Below are 21,818 nucleotides of genomic sequence, written 5' to 3' on the forward strand. Positions count from 1 at the left end.
GAAGTCTGAGTGACATGGATCACTAAAGAGATACGGGCCGCACGCAACTGCGGCCCATACCGTCGTTGTCTGACAAGGAGTCGGGCCCCTCAGGGCCGCGGAGCGAGAGAGTGGGGCAGGTCGTGGGACGGCGCACGGGAGGCATAGGGATAGCACTCGTCACGGTCGCGATGCTGGTGGGCGCGAGTGCCTGCGGCGGGGGCGGCGGTGACAAGGCGAGCGGGGACGACGCAAAGGCGCCGGGAAAGGCGAGTGCGAGTGCCTCGCCGTCACCGACGAAGCCTGCGGGCCCGCCGATGCTGCTGGAGACGATCACCCCGCAGACGGGAACCAAGGTCGGCGTGGCCATGCCGATCTCGGTGGTCTTCACGAACCCGGTGGCGGCAAAGGCGCGGGCCACGGTCGAGAAGCACATGAAGGTGAGCGCGTCGCGGCCCGTGACCGGCGCCTGGCACTGGCTGGGCGACAGGCGCGCCGACTGGCGGCCGAAGACGTACTGGCCCTCCGGCACGAAGGTGAAGGTCGACGCTGACATGAAGGGCGTCAGCAACGGCAACGGACGCTACGGCGTGAAGGACTACACGCACACCTTCAAGGTCGGCGACGATGTGCGCGCGGATGTCTCGGTGACCGGCCACACCATGAAGGTGACCCGGAACGGCAAGGCGGTACGCACCTTGTCGATCAATGCGGGCAGCGCCCAGTATCCGACGTGGAACGGCACGATGGCTGTCATCGACAAGCAGGAGAAGGTCCATATGACCTCCTGCAGCGTTGGCATCAGCTGCGACAAGGGCAGCCCCAACTACTACGACCTGACGCTGCCCTGGGACGTCCACCTGACTCAGTCCGGCACATACGTGCACTACTCGACCGGCGACCCCACTCCGGGCAGCGGCAGCGCTCGCGGCTCGCACGGCTGCGTCCATCTGTCCATGTCGGAAGCCAAGTGGTTCTACGGCCAGGTCAAGCAGGGCGACCCGGTCACCATCACCGGCTCCCCCCGCGCCAAGGCCCCGGCCGACAACGGCTACGCAGACTTCAACCTGGGATGGGACCAGTGGCTCGCAGGCAGCGCGTCCGGGGAGCGGACGACCGCGACGCTGTGACGCGCTGTGGCGCCGACACCGGTCAGCGGCATCCGCTGGAAACGGGCATCCCAACGGACCGCCGGAGCCGCCGAACCTGTACGCCATCCTCTGGAACCACTCACGCAATGCGGTCGGGCCGGCTTCTTGCTGCCGGGCTCAGTTGTCGGGCGCGGAGAGCGTGAACCGTGACCAGCTGTGGCTCGGCCTGGTCGCTCTTCACGGGCAGCCCCTGTCCATCTCGCGCGCCCCGAGTTCGCGGGCGGTCTCTATGAACGCCCGTACATGCGGCGCGGGGGCGGAGTCGGGCAGGACGAGCGCCCATTCGGTGCGTGGCGCATCATCGATGGGGACCAGCGCCACTCCGGGGTAGGTGTAATAGCGGGGGACATGGGCGTTGAGCGGGCAGACCACGTGCCCGGTGGCGACCAGGGCCATGACCTCGTGGAAAGTCCTCGCCTGCGGACCGCGGTGGATCAGGCGCCCGCCCGGCGTCCGCTCTGGGCACATCGCCCCGAACCACTCCTTGGGAGTACGGGGGCCGGGGTCCGGGACTGTCCGGCCGGCCAGGTCCTCAAGCGACACGCGAGCCCGTGACGCCAAATCGGAGCCTGCGGCCACAGCCAGGACCCGGCCCTCCGTCAGCACTACGGGCCCGAGCCGGAGTCGGGGGTCGGGCACCGGGAGCCACATCAGCTGCGCCGCTACCTCGCCGGCCCGTATCCGGGCGAGCGGATCGCTGAAGTGGTACTCCACGAACTCCACACTGCACTGGGAGCGGCGGGCGCAGAACTCCTTCACCAGCCAGGCCAGTTCGGAGGGGAGCGCGCCCATCGCCCCCAGCCGCACGGTCCCGGAGCAACTGCGGGCAGTCTCCACCGCATGGGTCAGGGCTTTGCGGATCAACCCGTAGCCGGGGTGGAGATCGTCGCACAGCCGCTGCCCCAGGGGCGTCAGTGTCACGGTGCGGGTGCTGCGGTCGAACAGCGCGCCGCCCAAGCGGCGTTCCTGCCGGCTGATGGACTGGCTCACGCGTGCCTGGGAGAGATGCAGCCGCTCCGCGGTCCGGCCGAAGTGCAGTTCCTCGGCGAGCGTCAGGAAGATCTCGATGTCCCGCAGTTCCACGGCGCCCTCATTTATCACTCCCGCTTATGACTGCTGTGCGGAAATCAGCGTTGTTCCGGCCGGCCAGCCTAGACGAGACTCGGCTCTGCCCCACTGCCCCGCCGGCGCCCGGCTGGGAACAGCGCCGGCCGTGCCTGAACGCCTCTCTTTCTCTCCGTATCGTCCGCTACCGCGGACCGACCGCGCAAAGGATCCTCACCTTGGCACCTGACCCGACCTCCCTGCACCCGCTGCCCGCGCACGACCGGGTGGTGTTCCTCAAACCGCTGGTCGCCTCACCGAAGATCGTCGTTGGCGAGTACACCTACTACGACGACCCCGTCGGCGCGAAGGAGTTCGAGCACCGCAACGTGCTTTACGCCTACGGGCCGGAGCGCCTGATCATCGGCAGGTACGGTGCGATCGCCACGGGAACCCGCTTCCTGATGGCCGGCGCAGAGCATCCGGCGGTGGGTGTGTCCACCTTCCCATTCACCATGTTCGGCGGCCGCTGGGCCGAGGAAACCCTGGACATCGTCACGGCCATGCCCAGTCGCGGGGACACGGTGATCGGCAATGACGTCTGGTTCGGCCACCAGGCGACCGTCATGCCGGGTGTGCGCATCGGCGACGGCGCCATCATCGCGGCCGGCGCTCTGGTCACCGCCGACGTCCCTCCCTACACCATTGTCGGCGGCAACCCGGCCAGGCCGATTCGGCAGCGGTTCACCGACGACGACGTTCAGCGACTGCTCCGCGCAGCATGGTGGGACTGGCCTACCGACCTGGTCACCGAACACGCCCGCGCCATCATGGCCGGAACTCCCACGGACATCGCACGCATCGCCGCCGAGCACGATCTGTAGACAGCGGAATCCGTGTATCCAGGCATTCGTGCGCTCCACCACCCAGCGGACAGCACCGAGACCGGACCCGTTCCGCCAGGACGCAACGGCAGCCATCGGCCGAGGCGACGCCGGTACGGACAGCGGTCCGTGGCAGTCCGGGCGGCAACGGGTGGTGGTCAGGAGATGAGCTTCCCTGCTCGGCAATAGGGTTTGCCGAAAGCGCTGCAGGCTCTCCGCCCGGCGGTACCTCTCCGGGCGGAGAGCCTGCAACCACCATCTCGCGGTGCTAATTCGTTCCAGACGTCTCTCGCTCCGCGAAGAACGACTGAAGCTCGTCGAAGAGGACTGAGGTTGCCTCACTGCTTTCACTGCGTGAGGCAGTTACCCAGAATTCGTCGGCTTCAGCCGGGTAGGCCATCCTGATTACCAGTACCTGCCAGGCGAGGCTGGGGCCGAGGTTCGACTTGGCGGCCAGGAACTGACGGAAACCATCAAGGAATTGCCATTCGGTTGCGGCATCCATGCCGGTCACGAATGCGGCCACCTCGCCGAATGTGGTCAAGCCATATGCGCGAGGTCGCCTCCGTACGTCAGCGAGCCTTTCGAGGAGATCCACTGCCGTCACTTCCTTATCGTGGAGCCGGATTGAAGACGAGGTCATCACCGTACTCAAAATTCGACCGGTACTCAGCAATTGACTCACCTCGTCTCCCGGTTGTGGCATCGAATACACGGCCATCCTTGACGACGACATCGTGATAATGCCAACCACTGTCGACACCACGATACTTCCCCAACTGTGGTGCGCCGTACTTGTCGGTGATCCGCATGATGTCGCCGCCGATAACCGACTGGATGTGGTCCGCGACAGCCTCACAGCCGCCCTTTCCGCAAACCTGTGACGCAGGCTTCGGCTTCCAGAGCTCACCCAAGTCTGCGCCGCAGTCGGTATTGTGCACCAATACCGGCGTCCCGCCTGCGAGTACATAGTACGTGTGCAGGTTATCGACTGTCAGGTTGTACGTCCTGGCGTTTTCACTGAACGGGCGATTGCCCTTGATCGTGACCGCGCTGCCATCAACGGTCCTCAGTGTCATGCCAGGACGCAAGTGGGCGGCTTCGGTCCAGGCGTGCTGCGAGGGTGACCAGAAGGGGTGCTCGTTGGTGGCGGTGAGGTGGCGATTTCCCTGGGGGGTGGCGATGGTGAGTTCGTTGAAGTTCTTGTCGTGTTCCGTGACGATGAGGCCGGTGACCCTGCGCTTCCCTGTGAGTCCACTGACCGGGTCGGTAGCGATTACCTCGTCACCGGCCTTCACCGACTCGATGTTCTTCGTCGAGTGATCCGCCATGAGCACTCTGGTGCCGGCGAGGAAGCACTTGAAGCACTTAGCCCTTTTCGCGACCCGTGAGCCTTCAGCGATGTCTTCGATGCCCTCGCCGAGCTTCTTGAGGAGCCTGACCTTGCCGACGGGGAGGACGGAAATGGCGAAGGCGGTGCATGCTCCGAAGGCGGGGTTCTTGATGCACTCCCTGAGGTCATTGAGGCCGGTGATTTCCCATACCACGGCGGTAAGGGTGGGGTCGATGACGGGAGTGACGTCGCCGCCGGAGAGGACGCAGGGCAGGAGCCCGGCTATTTCGTTGCCGGTGTGAGAGACGCAGTGTGGCTTCTTGGCCTTTTGCTTCTCCTGTTCCTTGCGGGCTTCTTCGGCTTTGCGGCGTGCTTCGGCTACCTCGCTCTCGCGCTTCTTCTTCACCTCGGTCCATGCCTGGGTGGCGAGGGTGTTGGCTTCCTTGGCGCTCTTGCCGGCGTCGAGTGCGGCGGCATGGGCGTCGTCGGCCGCCGAAGTGGCGAGGTAGGCCGAGTTGCGCGCGTAATTGGCGGAGAACTCCGCCTGGGCTGCGGAGGTTTCGGCGTCGGCGGCGTCGCGGCCGGCGGCGTTGGCCGCGTTGCGTGCGGTCTTCGCGGACGTGGCTGCCTGGGCGGCGCTGTTCTCGGCGCTGGTGGCGGACTTGTCGGCGTCGTCGGCGTACTGGCCCGCGAGCTTGGCGGACTTTTTTGCCTCGCCCGCGGCCTTGGCTGCGTCGTCCGAAGCATCGGTGGCCTTGGCGGCGGCTTCTGCCGCCTTCCAGCTGTGCTGTCGGGCCTTGGCCGCTACGCCGGAGGCTTCCGCGATCAGCCGCTGCATCTGGGCGATGTGCGTGCCGGCGAGTTTGTCCTTGCGGTCGGACATGTACTGGCCGACCTGGACGAAGTCGTGCAGTTGATCGGCGGAATCGGCCAGGGCGATTTTGGCTGCGGCCTTCATCTCCGGACCGCCGTCGTTGACGAGCTTGGAAGCGATGACCTGCTCGTCGGAGTTCAGCGCCGCATACTGGCCGTTGCTGATGAACGCAGCGAGCACCTTGCCCTTGCCGTTGGCCAGTGCAGCCTTGGACGCCTCCTTCACGCCGGGGCCGCCGGCGTTGTTGATCTGGGAGACGCGCACGGCGTAGTCGGTGACGGCCACGTCGTACTGACCGGCCGCGTAGAAGTCGCTGACCTGCTGATCGGAACCCTTGAGCGCCTCTGCAGCACCCTTGCGTACGACCTCGTAGGGGCTTTGCGTGCTGAGCTGGGAGACCTGCTCACGGACCTCGTCCTGAGCGGCCTGCTTCCACCCGGTACGCAGGTACTCCAGGACCTGGTCATCCAGCCCTGACAGGGCTCTGGCGGCGGCCTCCTGGTGCCAGGGACCGCGAATCTTCAGCGCCTTGAGGGCAAGGATGCGGCCCTTCGCGGCGATCGCCTTGGTGTCGGCGCCGGGCTTGTCCGCCTCGGCGGCCAGTTCGGCTGCCGTGGTGTCCAGGGAGCGGGACTCGACCAGGTCCGCCGCGGAGGCGGAGGTGACAGAGGAGGTCTGTGCCGCGTGGGACCTGGCACGTTCGACGCCGGCAGCGGTGCGGGTGGTGAGGTCTTCCGCCTCGGCTTCGCGGGCGATGGCGAAGACCTTCTTGGCGGTCGCTGCCGCCGACTCAGCCGCATCTGCCGCCTTGTTCGCGGCGGCTGCGTGCTTTCTTGCCTGTTCGGCCGCCTTGGCTGATTCGCCGGCGTGCTTGGCGGCCTCTTCCGCGGCCGTCGCGGCGTTGTCGGCATGCGTGGCTGCGGAATCCGCGGCGGCACGTGCTTCTTCGGCGGCGTTGGCGGACTTGCGTGCCAGGGCTTCGGCGGCGTTGGCGGCCCGGTCGGCCTCGTTGGCGTGGCGGCGGGTCTCCGCGGCGGCCGCCTTGGCCTCGTTGGAGTGGACGCCTGCGGCCTCGGCGTAGTTGTTGGCCTCATCGGCCGCGTCCGCCGCGGCGTTGGCGTTGCTGCTGGCGCTGCGGGAGGCCTTCGCGGCTGCGCCCGCGGCCAGCGAGGCTGCGCCGGCCTCCTTGGCCGCCTGCGCGGAGGTCCTTGCGAGAGTGGCCGCTGCCCGGGCCTTCTTCGCCATGTCCCTGGCTTCGCCCGCCCGTCCCGCGTCGGACGCGGCCGCGATCGAGGCGTTGTAGGCGTCGTTGGCCGCGTCGGCGGCATTGGCAGCTGCCGCGGCGGTCTGCGCCGCTGCGAAGGCGGCAATGCGGGCCGAGCGGTTGGCGGCGTTGGCCGCGCTGATGGCCGTCTGCGACGCGGCGGCGGCAGCCCGTGCCGCATCAGCGGCCTGCTTGGCCTTGACCGCCGCCCGCCGGGAGTCGTTCTTGGCGGCGTTGGTCTCCCGTGCCGCCTTCAGGGCGGCTTCCTTGGCGAGATCCGACGCCTCGATCGCACGCGTGGAGGCTTCCTGCGCCTTCTCCGTCGCGTCCTTGGCCCGCTTGCCGGCCAAGGTGGCCTGCTCGGTCAGCTGGGCGATGGTGGCATGTTCCTGATCGCGATTGCGCGCGACGAACTGCCCCACCTCAAGAAACTCGACGATGTCGTCGGGCGTGCCCTTGAGCGCGACCTTGCCGGCCGCCTTGACCGCCGGGCCGCCCGAGTTGACGAGCTGCGAGACCTCGACCTCGTTGTCCGTCTCGCGTACCGTGTACTGCCCCTCCGCGAGGAACTTTGCGCGGTCTTCGGGGGTGCCCTTCAAGGCTGCCTTGCCGGCGTCCTTGACGCCGTTGCCCCCGAAGTTGATGACCCTCGAGACCTCGACCTGCTGGTCCTCCTCCAGCGGAGCCTTCCAGCCATCCTTCAAAAACGTCCGCAGCGCCTCGGGGTGCTCCGAAGTGCTGTTCTTCAGGGCCGTCTTGGCTGCCTCGCGTACCGCGGGACCACCAGCATTGAAGACCCGGCTCGCATCGACGTAGTCGTCGACGAACTCGATGCTGTCCCTCTGGTCGAGGAACGTCTTGATGTCCTGGTCCGAGCCGAGAAGCGCCTGCTCGGCCGCCTCCTTGATCCCCGCACCGCCGTTCATCCATACGCCGACGACCAGTTCACGCATGAAGGGCAGGTCGTCGTCGTTGGTGTCCGCTGTGGCGGGCCCTGCCCCCAGGAGTCCCGCCACCAGCGAGGCGGACAGCAGCATGGTCCATGTGCCACGATGCGGCGGTCTGCTTCTGCTGAATAAGGGGCCGCTCTTGAGGAGCCACGGGGCTCTCATTGTGCTTGGTCTCAGTGTCATCCGTTCAGTCCTCTCTTGTTCTTCACAGCGATCGGTGGTGCCCCGACGCCTCGTAAGTTCATTCAGCAAAGGGGGAGCACGTACGGACGTGTGCCTCAGGGCGGGTGGATAGTGGCCGCGCAAGCGGATCTGTTTCCGGGTCCGGCACCCGGGCCCGGAAGCGGCCGTGACGTGGTTCCGGGCTTCCGCTGAGGGCAGCGTCCGGGTGAAGAATTGGCGGGCCGGTGACGGTGAACGGCGTCAGGGCATGGACGGCCCCGTTCACCGGCTTGGTAAACCTGGCCTGTCCCCACGGGATTCAGGACGTCAGTGGGGAAAGGCCGAGATGCTCGACGCACTCGAGGCCACGGTCAGCTCGTCAGCAGCGCGCACATTTTTGTGCGGAACGGCGACGCGGATGCGCCAAGACGGTCGCGCGCATCCACGGTATGCGTCTCATGACTATTCCGTTGTGACGTAGGGGCCTGAAGACCGGAGCCAACCGGACTTGGCCGATCGAGATGTTCTGTCGGTGCCGCGTGATGCGGCGGGGCGTCAACCCCACCGCATCACGCGACGTGGGCTCAACCGACGATCTTGACCTCGCTGGGCTTACCCCCAGGGGCCAAGCCCGGGTACATGCTGAGCGCGCCCTTCGCCCGCCGCACGAGGACGTCATGGATCCGCTCGTTGCCAACGAAGGCGCCGGCGTTGAGGACGGTGGCGTCGTTCCAGTCGGTCTTCGGCTTGAACAGCTGACTCTCGCCGTGGAAGCCCGCGGTGTCGACGCCCGGGTAGAGGGTGGCCTCGCCGTCCGACCACCGCACCAGCAGGTCCATGGTCTTCTTGCCGGTGAACTCCCCGGCGCTGATCTGGGTGGCGTGCGTCCAGGTGCTCGTTTTGGCGAGCAGCTTCTGTGCCTTGTCCGCCACGCCGTTGGTGTTGAGGTCGGGGTGGAGGCTGACGCGGCCGTCGTCCCAGGTCACGAGCAGGTCGTCACGCTGCTGGTTGGCCGAGTAGCGGCCTGCGGTGATCTGCTGGGCGTGCGGCCAGAAGGTGTTCTTGGCCTTGGCGAGCTGCTTCTCCCCGTGGAAGCCCTTGGCGTCGACATGGGTGTACTGGGTCAGTTCACCGTCGCCCCAGCGCACCACCAGCCCGTCCGTACCGCCGCCGAAACTGACGCCGGTGATCTGCTTGGCGTGCTGCCAGATGCTGGTCTTGCCCGGCTCCGGCGGTTTGGCCAGCTGGTACTCGGCGGCGAAGGGGTGGCGGGGGTCCTTGTCGTCGGAGCCCTGGTAGAGGGTGACTTCCGCGTCGTTCCAGCGCACGATCATGTCCATGTGCCGGGTGCCGCCGGCCGAACCGCCGGTGAAGTAGCCCGAGGCGATGTGGGTGGCCTTCTCCCACGGCGCGGCGGCGAAGACCGGCCGGTAGCGGACCTGCTGCACCCAGGCGGCGAGGTCGTCCACCCGGGCATCCACGGCGCCGGTGCGGGCCTCGGCCGGATCCGTGCCCAGGCAACCGCCCTGCCAGGACGTGCTGTTGACGGCAACCAACTCGATCCGGCCGCCGCTCTCGCGCAGGGCCGGTCCGCCGGTGTCGCCCTTGCACACCGCCGCGCTCTTGCCGGTGATCTCCAGCTTGCCGTCCTGCACCGCGTCCACCGTGAAGGCGGCCGCGTGCAGCTTGTCGGGCACCCACTCGGTCTTGGTCCGGCCGAAACCGATGACCTTCAGCTCCTCCCCCTGCGTGGCGGGAGCCGAGGCGACGGCCACGGGCGTGACGCCGCTGACCGGCTTGGCCAGCTGAGCCATCACCACGTCGCGCCCCGCATAGGGCACCACCTGGGTGACGTCGGTGACGCTGCCGGCCGAACCGGTCAGGTCGGTACGGCCGACGGTCGCCGTGGTCTTCCACTTCGGCGCGCCCTCGGTGACCTTCGGGCTCTTGGGGTCGTCGGCGAAGCAGCCTGCGGCGGTGAGCACCCACTGCTTGTCCACCAGCGCACCCGAGCAGCTGCGCTTGCCGTCACCGATGTCGAGTTTCACGGCGAACGCGTAGGCGCCGCCCGGGGCGGCGGTCCCACCGGCGACTGCGTACGCCTGCCCGCTCGTCATGACGGAAGCTGCGCATAATCCTGATATCCACGCGGCGCGCGAACGTCTGCCCATCACTGACACTTTCTGTTCGTTCGGGAAGGGGCGCAGTCCCGGGCACACTCAACAGTGCGGCCCCAGACCACTGTTGCCCAGGGATGTTGTCGTCGGGACGGCGTCAGCTGGTGACGCGGAGTTCCAGAAGGACCGAGCGCTTCTCGGAGCTGCCGGCCTCGCCCAACGGCTTGTAGTCGTTCTTGGGCGCGTTGATGACGGTTTCCTTGCCGTCAGCGGTGATCTTGGCTTGCACCGGGTGCCCCTCGGTCCACATGCCGAATGCGTCGGCCAGTTCCATCGTCAGGTAGCCCTTGGTGCCACGGACCGCGAAGCAGTAATCCATCTGGCCGGTCCGGGACTTGACCATGATGTCGTGGGCGGAGTCGCAGCCGGTCAGCAGGATGTGACCGTCGCCCCGCTTCAGGGCGATCTTCTGATCCTGAAGGATCCGCGCGGCGTTCGGGTAGCTGAAGTCCTCGACGGCGGAGGGCATTTCGGTTGCGGTTGCGGGGGGCGGGTCGTCCTGCGGGGCGGCCTGCGCGAGGGTCAGACCGGCCATCACGGCCGACAGTGACATTGCGCCAACAAGGCCGACTAACAGCGCCTTTCGGGCATGAGGTATCGCCACGGCGTCTTCCGTTCAAAGGGGTGGATGTCAACATGTGTCGTTGCAGTGAAGAAGTAAAGCATATGTAAGGCATTTGCGAACGTGTCTATGTCACGCCCGGGCCGACGGTTGTCAACTTCCGCCCGTTCACCCACCTTCGATACGCGCCCGTACGCGCCTACCTCTGTTGCCCAAGCGGGCTTTCCTGGGGTTCGAGGGCTGCGGTTGCCATGGCGGAGAGGACCGGCCAGCACCGCCGTTCCTCTATACGAGGCACCGAGGCTCCCTGCCTGACGAGTCGAGAATGAACTGCCCGATCGGGGACGTCGTTCACGCCGACCAGGCGTCCCCCAGCCGCCGGTACTCGATGCGGAGACTCTTGTGCACCTCCGGAACTCATGGTCTGGCCCAGGCCAGGTCTGCCTCGGAGTGCCGCGTAATGTCGCCGGCCTTCGGCCCTGCAGGGGGTGCCGGTCGGAAGCGGCGAGCCAGAGGACAACCAAGACCCGTCGAACACCGCACAGCGCGACCCCGCCGTCACACGCAAAACCCCCCGTCGGCTCAGGCCGACGGGGGTCCCTCGCCTCTCACGGAAGCCCCTGTCGCAGGGGCTCGCAGGAAGGCGGACCGCCTCATGCCAAGAGAGCCGGGACCTCCCAGGTCACATCGCGTTTCAGGGCAGCCTTCGACGCCGGGCGGGTGGAGAACCGCGACCGGAACCCGGTGCGGAGCTCCCTTGCGACGGGGTACGAAACGGGAGCAACCCGGCACCGGATCCCGTCAGAATTTCACCGTCGAGACGGTGTAGACGACCGGGTGCCCCGGCTCGTCGTAGCTGACCATGATCCGCTGGTACGGGTGCGGTGCCTGGCCCGAGGTCGTCGTGCCGGCCCACGGCCAGTCGATCCCGAAGTCCCAGCCGGCCTTCGCCGCCTGCTCCGGCGGGATGGTCTGCTGGTTCTTCTTGAGGGCGGCGGTGCTGGTGCCGACGGCGTTGAGGTAGTGCTCAAGGCCCCACTCGTTGGTCCTGAACTGCACGAACAGCGAGCTGGTCTGCCAGGAGTTGGTCTCGTAGTAGTAGACCGGGGTGGAGCCGATCGGCACCGGGACGTTGTAGATCCGCTGCTGGACCTTGGAGGGGAAGGCGTTGGTCAGGCCGGTGGCGGCGGCCTCGGACTCCTTGCCCTCGCCGCTGTCCCGGCTCTGCTCGGCGGAGATGACGATATAGCCGGCCGGGATCGCGATCAGCAGGAAGACGATCAGCGCCAGCAGCACCGGGCGGCGGCGCTTGACGCGCGGCGGCGGGGTGGGGTGCGGATCGTCGTGCACGGTGTGCAGGTCGGTGTCGGTCATCGGCGGCCTGCCCGTTCGTAGCGTTCGTAGCGCTCGACGCGGCGCCGGTTGGCGCGCCGGAAGCGGCGGGCCACCAGGCGGGCCAGGTCGGCGGCACCGACCATACCGGCCTCCGGGCCCAGCTGGGCCTTGGTGATGGTGGCTTCGGGACGGTAGCCGCGGCCGGTGAGCTGGCGGCGGAAGGCCTCCCTGGCCGGGCCGATCAGCAGGTCGTCGGCGGCGCTGACGCCGCCGCCGATGACGAAGCAGGACGGGTCGAGGGCGGCGGCGAGGTTGGCGATGCCGACGCCGAGCCACTGGCCGATCTCCTGGAGGAGTTCGACGCACATCGCGTCACCGTCCCGGGCCAGCTCGGTGATCAGCGGTCCGGTGATGTCGCCGATGCGGCCGCCGACCCGCTCGATGATGTTGTACGCGACCGGGGAGTCGGCGGCGGCCAGCTCACGGGCCTCGCGCACCAGGGCGTTGCCGGAGCTGTACTGCTCCCAGCAGCCGCGATTGCCGCACGGGCAGCGGTGGCCGCCGGGGACGACCTGCATATGGCCGAATTCACCCGCCACGCCGTACTTGCCGCGCTTGACCGCGCCGTCCTCCAGGATCGCGCCGCCGATGCCGGTACCGAGCGTGATCATGACGAGATGGTCCTCGCCACGGCCGGCGCCGAAGCGCCACTCCGCCCAGGCGGCGGTGTTGGCGTCGTTGTCGACCATGACCGGGACCGCGAGGCGGCCGGCGAGGCGGTCGCGCAGCGGTTCGTTGCGCCAGTTCAGATGCGGTGCGAACAGCACCTTGCTGCGGTCCGCGTCGACCCAGCCGGCCGCGCCGATGCCGACCGCATGGACGTCGTGCCGGTCGGAGAGGTCGAGCACCAGCTCGGTGATGGTGTCCTCGACGACCCTGGGGCTCTTGGACTTGTCCGGCGTCTCGGTGCGGACCTTCTCCAGAATGGTGCCGTCGGCGTCGACCACACCCGCCATGACCTTGGTACCGCCGATGTCGATACCGACGGTGGGCACCCGGGGGGCGGTCAGATGCGAGCGCCGCTCGCGGGTGCCGACCGTGCGCAGCACGGTGGCTCTGGCGGATCCTCGGTGCACCCGGTCCCGGTACATGCTCATCGACCCACCTCTTCGCCGTTACTCCCCCACTGCCTGGTGAGGGTGGGTGGTGCCCCCATGCGGCGGCTGCGTGCTCGCAAGAGTCGTCTCGTCCCTGCGGGGTCTCGGGAGGCCGGGGCCTCGATGTGCGGGTTCGGTGCGATTGTGCATCACCGGCGGCGTCCGGCGCACCGCGACGGGGAGTAATGCGCCCCGCACGGCCCGGGGGCCGTGCGGGGCGTGATGGTGATCACTCGGGCCGATGGCCGCCGGGGAACTCCGGGGTCGCGGTCCGGGAGAGCTCATGGCTGAGCTGCTCCAGTTCGCTGCCGCCCGCCATTTGGCGGGTCAGCTCTTCCAGCGCGATCTCCGACTTGGCGTGGCTGCCGGCCATCGTGCCGCGTTTGAGGAGCACGAAGCGGTCGCCGACGAGATAGGCGTGGTGCGGGTTGTGGGTGATCAACACCACGCCGAGCCCGGCGTCCCGCGCGGCCGCGACGTACTTGAGGACCACACCGGACTGCTTGACACCGAGTGCCGCCGTCGGCTCGTCCAGGACGAGGACCTTGGCACCGAAGTAGACGGCGCGGGCGATGGCCACGCACTGCCGTTCGCCGCCCGAGAGGGTGCCGATGGGCTGATCGACATCGCGCAGGTCGATGCCCATCCGCAGCAGCTCACTACGGGTGGTCCTGCGCATCGTCTTGACGTCGAGCCGCTTGAAGGGGCCCTTCCCGGTGGTGGGCTCGGAGCCGAGGAAGAAGTTCCGCCACACCGGCATCAGGGGAACGACGGCCAGGTCCTGGTAGACGGTGGCGATCCCGCGGTCCAGGGCCTCGCGCGGGGAGGAGAGGCCGGTCTCCTCGCCGTCGATGGCGAAGGAACCGGCGTCGTGCCGGTGCAGCCCCGCGATGATCTTGATGAGGGTGGATTTGCCGGCGCCGTTGTCACCGAGCACACAGGAGATCTCCCCCGCGTGCACCTCCAGGGACACGCCTTCCAACGCCCGGACATTGCCGTAGTACTTGCTGACGTCGGCCAGCTCGACCAGCGCTGTCATGCCTTTTCCTCCGCCCGCTTGCGGACCCATGCGTTCAGGAGCGTGGCGAGCAGCAGCATCGCGCCGAGGAAGAACTTGTACCAGTCCGGATTCCACTGCGCGTAGACGATGCCCTTGCTGGCCATGCCGAAGATGAAGGCGCCGACGGCGGCACCGATCGCCGAGCCGAAGCCGCCGGTCATCAGACAGCCGCCGACCGCCGCGGCGATGATGTACAGGAACTCGTTGCCCACCCCGTCGCCGGACTGGATCGCGTCGTACGAGAACAACAGATGCTGGCCGGAGACCCAGGCGGCGAAGGCGACGCCCATATAGAGGCCGATCTTGGTCTTGGTGACCGGGACACCCACCGCCCGCGCCGCATCGGCGTTGCCGCCGACCGCGAAGATCCAGTTGCCGACGCGGGTGCGCAGCAGGATCCAGGTGGCCAGGGCGACCAGCACGATCCACCACAGGATGGTGACCTGGATGTCGACGCTGCCGAGGGTCAGATGCGAGGCGAAGAGCGTACGGGCCGAGTCGAAGCCCTCCATGTCGGCGATGGACTTCGTCGAGACCGTGCCGCTGATCAGCTTGGTGAAGCCGAGGTTGAGGCCGGTCAGCATGAAGAAGGTGCCCAGCGTGATGATGAAGCTGGGCAGCTTCGTACGGGTCAGCAGCAGGCCGTTGAAGGCCCCGATGGCCAGGGTGACCAGCAGGGACACCCCGACACCCACCCAGGTGTTGGCCGTCATCTGGTAGCTGAACATCGAGGAGATCAGCGCCGAGCTGACGACCATGACACCGGCCGAGAGATCGAACTCCCCGCCGATCATCAGCAGCGCCACCGGCACGGCCATGATGCCGATCGTCGAGGACGCGTAGAGCACGGTGGAGAGGCTGGAGGCCTGCAGGAACGGCTCGGCGACGATCGAGAAGAACACGAAGACCGCGGCGGCGCCGACGACCGAGCCCAGTTCGGGGCGGCCCATCAGCCGACGCGCCAGCGAGCGGTGCAGCAGCCGTTCGTCGCCGGCGCTCTTGGCGGGCGGCCCCGTGGGCGGCAGCGGCGGTGCTTCGGTGTGGCTCATCGCGTCCCCCGCTTCGTGTAGTCCTGGAGCGCGGCGGCGTCCTTCTTGGTGATCACCTGGGGTCCGGTGAGCACCGGCTTGCCGCCGCCGAGGACGTCGGAGTTGTACTTGTAGAGCCACAGCAGGTCGACGGCCTCGTAGCCCTGGAGGTAGGGCTGCTGGTCGACGGCGAAGCCGAGGCTGCCGTCCTTGAGACCGGTCGCGACCTGGGCATTGAGGTCGAAGGTGTCGATCTCGGCCTTGCTGCCGGCCTGCTCCTTGGCCTTGACGGCGGTGGAGGCGAACGGCGCGCCGAGCGTGACGACGGAGTCGATGGAGCTGTCCGCCTGCAGCTTGGACTCGATGGAGGACTGCACATCGGGCATGTTGGTGCCCTCGACATACAGCTTCTGCAGATCGCCCTTGAAGGTCTTCTTGGCGCCGTCGCAGCGCTGCTCATGGCCGACATTGCCCTGCTCGTGCAGGACACACAGGGCCTTCTTCCGGCCGCGCTTGTTCAGCTCCTCGCCGACCGCCTCGCCGGCCACCGTCTCGTCCTGACCGATGTGCGTGAGCGCACCGAACGCCTTGGACTCCTCGGCACCGGAGTTCACCGTGATCACCGGGATGCCGGCCTTCTCGGCCTTGGCGACCACGTCCTTCATGGCGTTGGGCTTGGCGAGCGAGACGATCAGCCCGTCGACCTTCTGGTCGATGTAGGACTGCACCAGCTGGCTCTGCCGCTGGGCCTCCTTGTCGTGCCCGTAGAGGAACTTGATGTTGTCCTTGACGGCGGCCTGCTGGGCGCCGTTCTGGACGATGTCCCAGAAGGTGTCGCCGTCTCCCGAGTGGGTGACCATCGCGAACGTCCACCTGGGGGTGTTCACCGCGGCCTTGCCGCCGGCTGCCTTGGCGGCGCGTTCCTGCTCGGCGCGCAGGCCTCCGGTGCTGCTGCACCCCGCCAGGGAGGCGCCGAGCGCCGCCGCCAGCACGGCGCTGACGACGCGTCCCCTTCTTCGAACCCGTGCCACGAGGACTCGCCCTTCCCGCTGATGCTGCCGTGTCGGCTGCGTTGGTTGTCTGCGCTGTCCGGACCGGCCGGCCCGTGCGCCTGCGGTGTCGTACACCGGCTCCGGCACCGGTCGGCCGGGCCCAACCGGCCAAGTATCCGTTACCGGTGATCTGTCCCGGTTCATCGGGTCCCGTCTTCCCTGTGGCTTCACCGGGTGCCTCGCCCGGTGTATTCGGTCAGCTTCGGTACGTCCTTCTCGGTGACCAGGGCCGGGCCGGTGAGCACCGGCTTGCCGCCGCCGAGCACATCGGCGTTGGCGCGGTGGAGCCACAACAGGTCCACCGCCTCGTAGCCCTGGAGATAGGGCTGCTGGTCGACGGCGAAGGTGACGTCCTTGGCCTTGAGCAGCTTGACGACGGCGGAGTTCAGATCGAAGGTCGCGATCTGCGCGGAGCTGCCCGCCTGTTCCTTGGCCTTGACGGATATCGCGGCCATCGGGGCGCCGAGCGTGACGATCGCGTCGATGGCCTTGTCGGACTGCAGCTTGGCCTCGACCGAGGACTGCGAGGCCGGCGCGTTGGTGCCGTCGACATCGAGGTTCTCGACCGTCCCGTGGAAGGCCTTGCGGACGCCGGCACAGCGGTCCTCCAGCGACACGTTGCCCTGCTCGTGGAGGACGCAGAGGACCTTCTTCCGGTGCCGGCTGTTCAGCTCCGCACCGACCGCCCGCCCGGCCACCGACTCGTCCTGCCCGATGTGGGTCAGGGCCCCGTACGCCCGGGAGAACTCGCCGCCGGAGTTCACGGTGATGACCGGGATGCCCTGCGCCACGGCCTTGCGGACGGCCGCCTTGACGGCCTGCGGCTTGGCGAGGGTGACGATCAGCCCGTCGACCTTCTGATCGATGTACGACTGGATCAGCGCGGCCTGCTGGCCACCCTCCTTGTCATGGGCGTACAGGAACTTCACGTTGTCCTTGGCGGCGGCCTGCTCGGCACCGTTCTGCACGATGTCCCAGAAGGTGTCGCCATCCCCGGAGTGACTGACCATCCCGATGGTCATGCGCGGGGTGCCGGCACCCTTCCCGGACCCGGAGGCCGCGCCCTCGGCGTCCTGCCCGCCGGCGGCACTGCACCCGGTGGCCAGCGCGACGATCGCCAGTAAAGCGGCGACGCCGCGCACAGCGACGCCGCGGACAGTGAGGGGGCTAGCCGTACGCACGCCGATCATCGTGGGACCGCCTTTTCTCCCGGCCGCCGGAATGCGGCTGGAGGAGTTTGTAACGGCGCACGCAGAGCCGCGTCAATGGTTTGTCAGAACATTCTGACGAGAGGGTGCTGCGCGGGCGCCCCATAGGGGGACATTGCGGCTGATATCCGCCTGTCCGGTTGCGCTCGGGGCGGCGAAACCGACCGGTCCGGGGACCCCTCAGGGGCACTCAGAGGTGCCTCAGGGGCACTCAGAGACGCCCGGCGCTTCACGGTGGGGACGAGCCCGGCGTTCCACGCTCGGGGGACCGTACGAGGCGCGTGCCGCGCTCAGGCCGGGGGCGGATATCGGGCAGCGCCGAGACGGGAGCGCAGCCCACGGCTGACCGCTCCGCCGCCGGGCCCGGAGGGATCACTCTCCCCGCTCAGGGCCAGGACGGATCGCCCTCCCCCGCCTCAGAGCCGGGAAGGGTCTCCCTTGCCCGCTCAGGGCCGGGAAGGGGCGCCCCCCAATCAGGGCCGGACCAGCAGTTGGAACTCGAAGGCGTAACGGGAGGCGCGATAGACATGCGAGCCGAACTCCACCGCGCGCCCGGTGTCGTCGAACGTCGTCCGCTGCATCGTGAGCAGCGGGGCGCCCTCGGGCTCGTCGAGCCGCGCGCCCTCCTCGGCGGTCGCGGCGCGTGCGCCGACGGCCTGACGGGCGCTGTGCAGGGTGATGCCGGCCGACCGCATCAGGCGGTACAGACCGGTCTCCTCCAGCTCGGCGGTCTCCAGCTTGAGCAGCCCCGCGGGAAGGTGGTTGCGCAGATGCGCGACCGGCTCGCCGTGCGTCAGCCGCAGCCGCTCTACCAGCGCGACCTCGGCTCCCTCGGCGATGCCCAGCGCGGCGGCGACCTCGGCGTCGGCCTCGGTGGTGGTGTTGAGCAGCACACGGGTGGCCGGCTTCTGCCCGGCCGCCTCCAGGTCGTCGTAGAGGCTGCTCAGCTCCAGCGGGCGCTTGACCTGGCTGTGGACGACCTGGGTGCCGATCCCGCGGCGGCGCACCAGCAGCCCCTTGTCGACCAGCGACTGGATCGCCTGCCGCACCGTCGGCCGGGACAGGCCGAGCCGGCCGGCCAGCTCGATCTCATTGCCGAGCAGACTGCCGGGAGCCAGCTTGCCGTGCTCGATGGCGGCCTCCAGCTGCTGGGACAGCTGGAAATACAACGGGACCGGACTGCTCCGGTCCACGCTGAACTGGACGGGGCTCTCGGCCCCCAGGGCTTCTGTATCGCGTTTCCCCACGCTCGTGAGCGTATCCGCCCGGGCAGATGACGGGAAGTCCGGAGGTCACATTGTCCGGACAAGGGCGGCCCAGGCCTGGCTTGCGGGTCAAGGCTCGGCTTACGGGGCGGGGGCCCGGCCTTACGGGGCGGGGGCCCGGGTGAGGGCGGGACCCGGTGGCCCGTGGCCCGAGCGCTCGGGCGGGGCCTGCCAGGGAGCGGGCGACCGTCGCGGAGAAGCCGCCCATCGGGTCGCCATCGGCCGGGTCGCCGCGTACACGACATCGGCCGCGCCCTCCACGACCGGACGGCCGCCCGACCCGTCCACATCGGTGACCACCCGGCCGGGGCAGACCGGACCCGGCCGGGGCAGACCGCATCGACCAGAACGCCATCGGCCCGCAGCCCGGCCGCCGGCATCCGGGGAGGCGCATCGAGGGCGGCGCATCGAGGGCGGTCTTGGGAGCGATGTACGCGGGGGGTGCCGCCGCCCATGGTGGTGAGCGAGCCGGCCTCCCTGGAGGCGAGGAGAGCGCCCAACCGGCCGGAGCGCCGGGCCACTTCGGCCGCGGCGGCCGCCACGCCGTCCTCGTCGGTCACCACCCTCCGGAGCGGGTGCACCTCCCCACGTCGCCCGACCGTGGCTCACCATCCGTGCAGCGATGCCCAAGCCCCTGGTTCCCCGTACACCCGAGGCCTTTTCTGATATCCAAAGGCTGAGGAACGCCCCGCCCTTCTGAATGCCCCGCCCCTCCCCGAGGAGTCAGCCGGCCATGCCCGTACGTCGCGTCGTCCCCGACATCCAGTCCGATGCCCTGGAGGAGAACCGCACGTTCTACGGCCTGCTGGGGTTCGAGGAAGTCATGAACCTGGGCTGGGTCATGACCCTCGCCTCCCCCGCCAACCCCACCGCGCAGCTCACCTTCATGACCCACGAGAAGACCGCGCCGGTCGTCCCTGACATGAGCATCGAGGTCGACGACGTGGACGCGGCCTACGCAGCCGTGCTGGCCACCGGCGCAGAGATCGTCCGGACGCTCCAGGACGAGGAGTGGGGCGTCCGCCGTTTCTTCGTCAAGGATCCGAACGGCCGGGTCGTCAACGTCCTTGGGCACATGAGGTCACATCCCGACGCCGATACCGACGCCAACGCCAACGCCAACGCCGACGGGGAAACGGGCACCGATACCGGCCCCCGTACCAACGCCTGAGGCGCCCGCGCCGGCTGTCCCTCAGCCGCCCCGACCACCCCTCGCCCCCGCCGCCTGCCCGACCGTTGAGCGGCAGCGCCCCCCTGCGCCGCCACGAGACCGAGCGTCGCGCTCTCCCGCACTGCACCGGCCCACTCGCCACCCGCCTCTCGCCCGTGCCTCCGAGGACCTGGGGCGGTACGAGAGCCGGCGCTCCACAACGGCGCGCAACCACGGGTGTGCTACTTCATCCAGGCGTCCTCGTACTTCCGGTACGTCCCGTCATGGGTGGCCAGGTGCACCCACTGGTCCACATACGCCTTGAACTCGTTGTCGCCGCGGGGCAGGGCGTAGGCCTTCTCGGAGAAGGAGAAGGGCTTGTCCGGGTGGAGCGAGCAGAGTTCGGGGTGGATCTTGGCCTGGTAACGGGTCTCACTGGCGTCGGTCATCATCACGTCCGCGCGGCCCGCGATGATCTCGTCGAAGATCGTGGTGTTGTCCGGGTGGACCGTGATGGCGGCCTGCTTGAGGTGGGCGCGGGCGAACTCCTCGTTGGTGCCCCCGGGATTGACGACGACCTTGGTTCCGGGCCGGTCGATCTGCTGCAGGGTCTGGTACTTGTCCTTGTCCGCGCAACGCACGATGGGCGTCTTGCCGTCGGTGCGGGTGGGCTCGCTGAAGTAGACGGACCGGGCGCGCGGGAGGGTGACCGAGACCCCGCCCATGGCGATGTCACAGCGGCCGGCCGACAGGTCGCCGACGAGCTTGGCCCAGGTCGTGGCCACGTAACGGGGCGTGGCGTCGAGGCTCTTGGCGAGGTCCTCGGCCATCTTGATGTCCACCCCGCTGTAGGTACCGGTCTTGGGGTCGAGGTGGCTGAAGGGGCGGTAGTCGCCGGTGGTGCAGACACGCAGCACACCGCGCCGGGGGATGGTGTCGAGGGCCGACGCTTTCCCGGCGGCTGCGGGTGCGGCTCCCCCTCCCCCGGCGGGTGCGTCCGACACCGCCGGGGCGGCGGCGGTGACGGCGAGCAGACAGGCCAGGGCGGAGAGGGTGGCGGCGCGCTTCATGGGGGCTCCTGTGACTCCTGGACGCGGCGGCGTGATCACCTGATCGAAGCGCTCAGGGTGGCAGAGCCCGTGGTTCAGGTGAACCCCTTGACCGGCCAGTGGGACGGCCGGAGGGACCGGAGCGGCAGCGAGCCGACGGGCCGTCAGTCCTCGTAGAGGTCCGCGGTACCTCTGGTCGTCGGGTGGTCGGGGGCGGCTTCGACCAGGCGGTTGAGGAGGTCGGCGACGCGCTTGGCGACGGTGTCACGGTCACCCTCGGAGAGCGCCGCTCCCATGCCGACGGCGACCGCACCCGCCGCGATCCACTCCGGCGCGCTGTCGACCGTCACCCCGCCCGTCGGCAGCAGCGGCACCTGTGGCAGGGCGGCACGGACCTCGGCCAGCCAGGCCGGGTCGTGCGCCGAGGCGGGGAACAGCTTGAGGGCGTCCGCGCCGAGTTCGAGCGCGCGGACCATCTCGGTCGGCGTCGACACCCCGGGGAACACCGGGATGCCATAGCGGTGGCCGGTACGGATGACCTCGGCGTCGAGGCTCGGCGAGACGAGGTAGCGGGCACCCGCGTCGACCGCCATCCGGGCCGATACCGCGTCAAGGACCGTGCCCGCGCCGATGATGGCGTCGTCACCCAGCTCGCGGGTGAGCGTCGTGACCGCCTCCAGGGCGAAGGGGGTGGTGAGGGATATCTCCAGGCTGGTGATGCCGGCCGACAGCAGGGTGTCGGCCGTGGCGCTCGCCTCGTCATAGGTTCTGCTACGGACGATGGCGAAAACCCGCTGCGCCAGTGCGGCCCGGGTGATCTCCCAGCGATACACGGCAGTTCGCCGTCCTTCCTTGTCTCCAGCGCTCCATGCCGGCTCACCGTTCCCCACGGCGGATACGGCACTTTCCGGGGCGTGCCGCAGCAGCTGACCTCACATGGTCTTATTCCGCCGATGCCCGCCCGCTCCTCGTTTCTGCCGAAACGCTACCGGGAGCCACTGACAATCCTCCCTCGGGGGTGCGCCCCGTGCGCCCCTTCTGCCGAGAATGGGAAGAAGAGGGAGGTGGGAGGGGGCGCACGGAATGGGCGCGCAGCACCGGCGCACAGCACGGCGGCGGCCGGGGTGCATGTGC

At 68.6% G+C, this 21,818-nt stretch carries 17 protein-coding genes; 3 read left to right on the forward strand and 14 right to left on the reverse strand.

Going from position 1 to position 21,818, the window contains the following annotated elements:
* The first annotated feature begins 122 nt into the window (after positions 1 to 122).
* On the forward strand, positions 123 to 1,109 hold the full coding sequence (locus tag ACWGI6_RS23910) for a L,D-transpeptidase (RefSeq protein WP_453269407.1): 987 nt from the start codon (positions 123 to 125) through the stop codon (positions 1,107 to 1,109).
* Between the two features lie 198 nt (positions 1,110 to 1,307).
* Here ACWGI6_RS23910 and ACWGI6_RS23915 read toward each other — a convergent pair whose 3' ends face one another.
* Positions 1,308 to 2,213, reverse strand: coding sequence for a LysR family transcriptional regulator (locus ACWGI6_RS23915; protein WP_453269408.1), 906 nt, complete (start codon positions 2,211 to 2,213; stop codon positions 1,308 to 1,310).
* Positions 2,214 to 2,413: 200 nt separating this feature from the next.
* Here ACWGI6_RS23915 and ACWGI6_RS23920 point away from each other — a divergent pair, with 200 nt between their 5' ends.
* Complete coding sequence (locus ACWGI6_RS23920; RefSeq protein WP_453269409.1) at positions 2,414 to 3,058, forward strand: CatB-related O-acetyltransferase; 645 nt, start codon at positions 2,414 to 2,416, stop codon at positions 3,056 to 3,058.
* Between the two features lie 268 nt (positions 3,059 to 3,326).
* Here the strand turns inward: ACWGI6_RS23920 and ACWGI6_RS23925 are convergent, their stop codons facing one another.
* From ACWGI6_RS23925 to ACWGI6_RS23975, 11 genes are all read right to left on the reverse strand, one after another.
* The gene (locus tag ACWGI6_RS23925) at positions 3,327 to 3,584 is read right to left on the reverse strand and encodes a hypothetical protein (protein WP_453269410.1); all 258 of its coding nucleotides are present in this window, start codon (positions 3,582 to 3,584) and stop codon (positions 3,327 to 3,329) included.
* 85 nt (positions 3,585 to 3,669) lie between these two features.
* Positions 3,670 to 7,566, reverse strand: coding sequence for a polymorphic toxin-type HINT domain-containing protein (locus ACWGI6_RS23930; protein ID WP_453269411.1), 3,897 nt, complete (start codon positions 7,564 to 7,566; stop codon positions 3,670 to 3,672).
* A gap of 659 nt (positions 7,567 to 8,225) precedes the next feature.
* On the reverse strand, positions 8,226 to 9,758 hold the full coding sequence (locus tag ACWGI6_RS23935) for a S1 family peptidase (RefSeq protein ID WP_453269412.1): 1,533 nt from the start codon (positions 9,756 to 9,758) through the stop codon (positions 8,226 to 8,228).
* A 157-nt stretch (positions 9,759 to 9,915) separates the two neighbouring features.
* Positions 9,916 to 10,371 (reverse strand): hypothetical protein, encoded by a 456-nt coding sequence (locus tag ACWGI6_RS23940; RefSeq protein ID WP_453269413.1) that lies wholly within the window; start codon positions 10,369 to 10,371, stop codon positions 9,916 to 9,918.
* Positions 10,372 to 11,181: 810 nt separating this feature from the next.
* On the reverse strand, positions 11,182 to 11,754 hold the full coding sequence (locus ACWGI6_RS23945) for a hypothetical protein (RefSeq protein WP_453269414.1): 573 nt from the start codon (positions 11,752 to 11,754) through the stop codon (positions 11,182 to 11,184).
* The gene (locus ACWGI6_RS23950) at positions 11,751 to 12,872 is read right to left on the reverse strand and encodes an ROK family glucokinase (RefSeq protein ID WP_393908830.1); all 1,122 of its coding nucleotides are present in this window, start codon (positions 12,870 to 12,872) and stop codon (positions 11,751 to 11,753) included. Before ACWGI6_RS23950 ends, ACWGI6_RS23945 begins: the two co-directional genes overlap by 4 nt.
* Positions 12,873 to 13,101: 229 nt before the next feature.
* On the reverse strand, positions 13,102 to 13,911 hold the full coding sequence (locus tag ACWGI6_RS23955) for an ATP-binding cassette domain-containing protein (RefSeq protein ID WP_453269415.1): 810 nt from the start codon (positions 13,909 to 13,911) through the stop codon (positions 13,102 to 13,104).
* Positions 13,908 to 14,981 carry an ABC transporter permease gene (locus tag ACWGI6_RS23960; RefSeq protein WP_453269416.1) on the reverse strand — a complete coding sequence of 358 codons (1,074 nt, stop codon included), beginning with the start codon at positions 14,979 to 14,981 and terminating at the stop codon, positions 13,908 to 13,910. Before ACWGI6_RS23960 ends, ACWGI6_RS23955 begins: the two co-directional genes overlap by 4 nt.
* Positions 14,978 to 15,991, reverse strand: coding sequence for a sugar ABC transporter substrate-binding protein (locus ACWGI6_RS23965; protein WP_453269417.1), 1,014 nt, complete (start codon positions 15,989 to 15,991; stop codon positions 14,978 to 14,980). Before ACWGI6_RS23965 ends, ACWGI6_RS23960 begins: the two co-directional genes overlap by 4 nt.
* Positions 15,992 to 16,179: 188 nt before the next feature.
* Positions 16,180 to 17,202 (reverse strand): substrate-binding domain-containing protein, encoded by a 1,023-nt coding sequence (locus tag ACWGI6_RS23970; protein WP_453269418.1) that lies wholly within the window; start codon positions 17,200 to 17,202, stop codon positions 16,180 to 16,182.
* 491 nt (positions 17,203 to 17,693) lie between these two features.
* Positions 17,694 to 18,413, reverse strand: a complete 720-nt coding sequence (locus tag ACWGI6_RS23975; protein ID WP_453269427.1) for a GntR family transcriptional regulator — start codon at positions 18,411 to 18,413, stop codon at positions 17,694 to 17,696.
* An 805-nt stretch (positions 18,414 to 19,218) separates the two neighbouring features.
* On the opposite strand from ACWGI6_RS23975, the gene ACWGI6_RS23980 reads away from it, so the two are divergent.
* A complete protein-coding gene (locus ACWGI6_RS23980; RefSeq protein WP_453269419.1) occupies positions 19,219 to 19,656 on the forward strand; it encodes a VOC family protein in 438 nt (145 codons plus the stop codon).
* Between the two features lie 221 nt (positions 19,657 to 19,877).
* Here the strand turns inward: ACWGI6_RS23980 and ACWGI6_RS23985 are convergent, their stop codons facing one another.
* The gene (locus tag ACWGI6_RS23985) at positions 19,878 to 20,705 is read right to left on the reverse strand and encodes a transporter substrate-binding domain-containing protein (RefSeq protein WP_453269420.1); all 828 of its coding nucleotides are present in this window, start codon (positions 20,703 to 20,705) and stop codon (positions 19,878 to 19,880) included.
* A 143-nt stretch (positions 20,706 to 20,848) separates the two neighbouring features.
* A complete protein-coding gene (locus tag ACWGI6_RS23990; RefSeq protein WP_453269421.1) occupies positions 20,849 to 21,517 on the reverse strand; it encodes a bifunctional 4-hydroxy-2-oxoglutarate aldolase/2-dehydro-3-deoxy-phosphogluconate aldolase in 669 nt (222 codons plus the stop codon).
* Between the last annotated feature and the right edge of the window lie 301 nt (positions 21,518 to 21,818).

This window comes from Streptomyces sp. NPDC054786, from assembly GCF_053611685.1.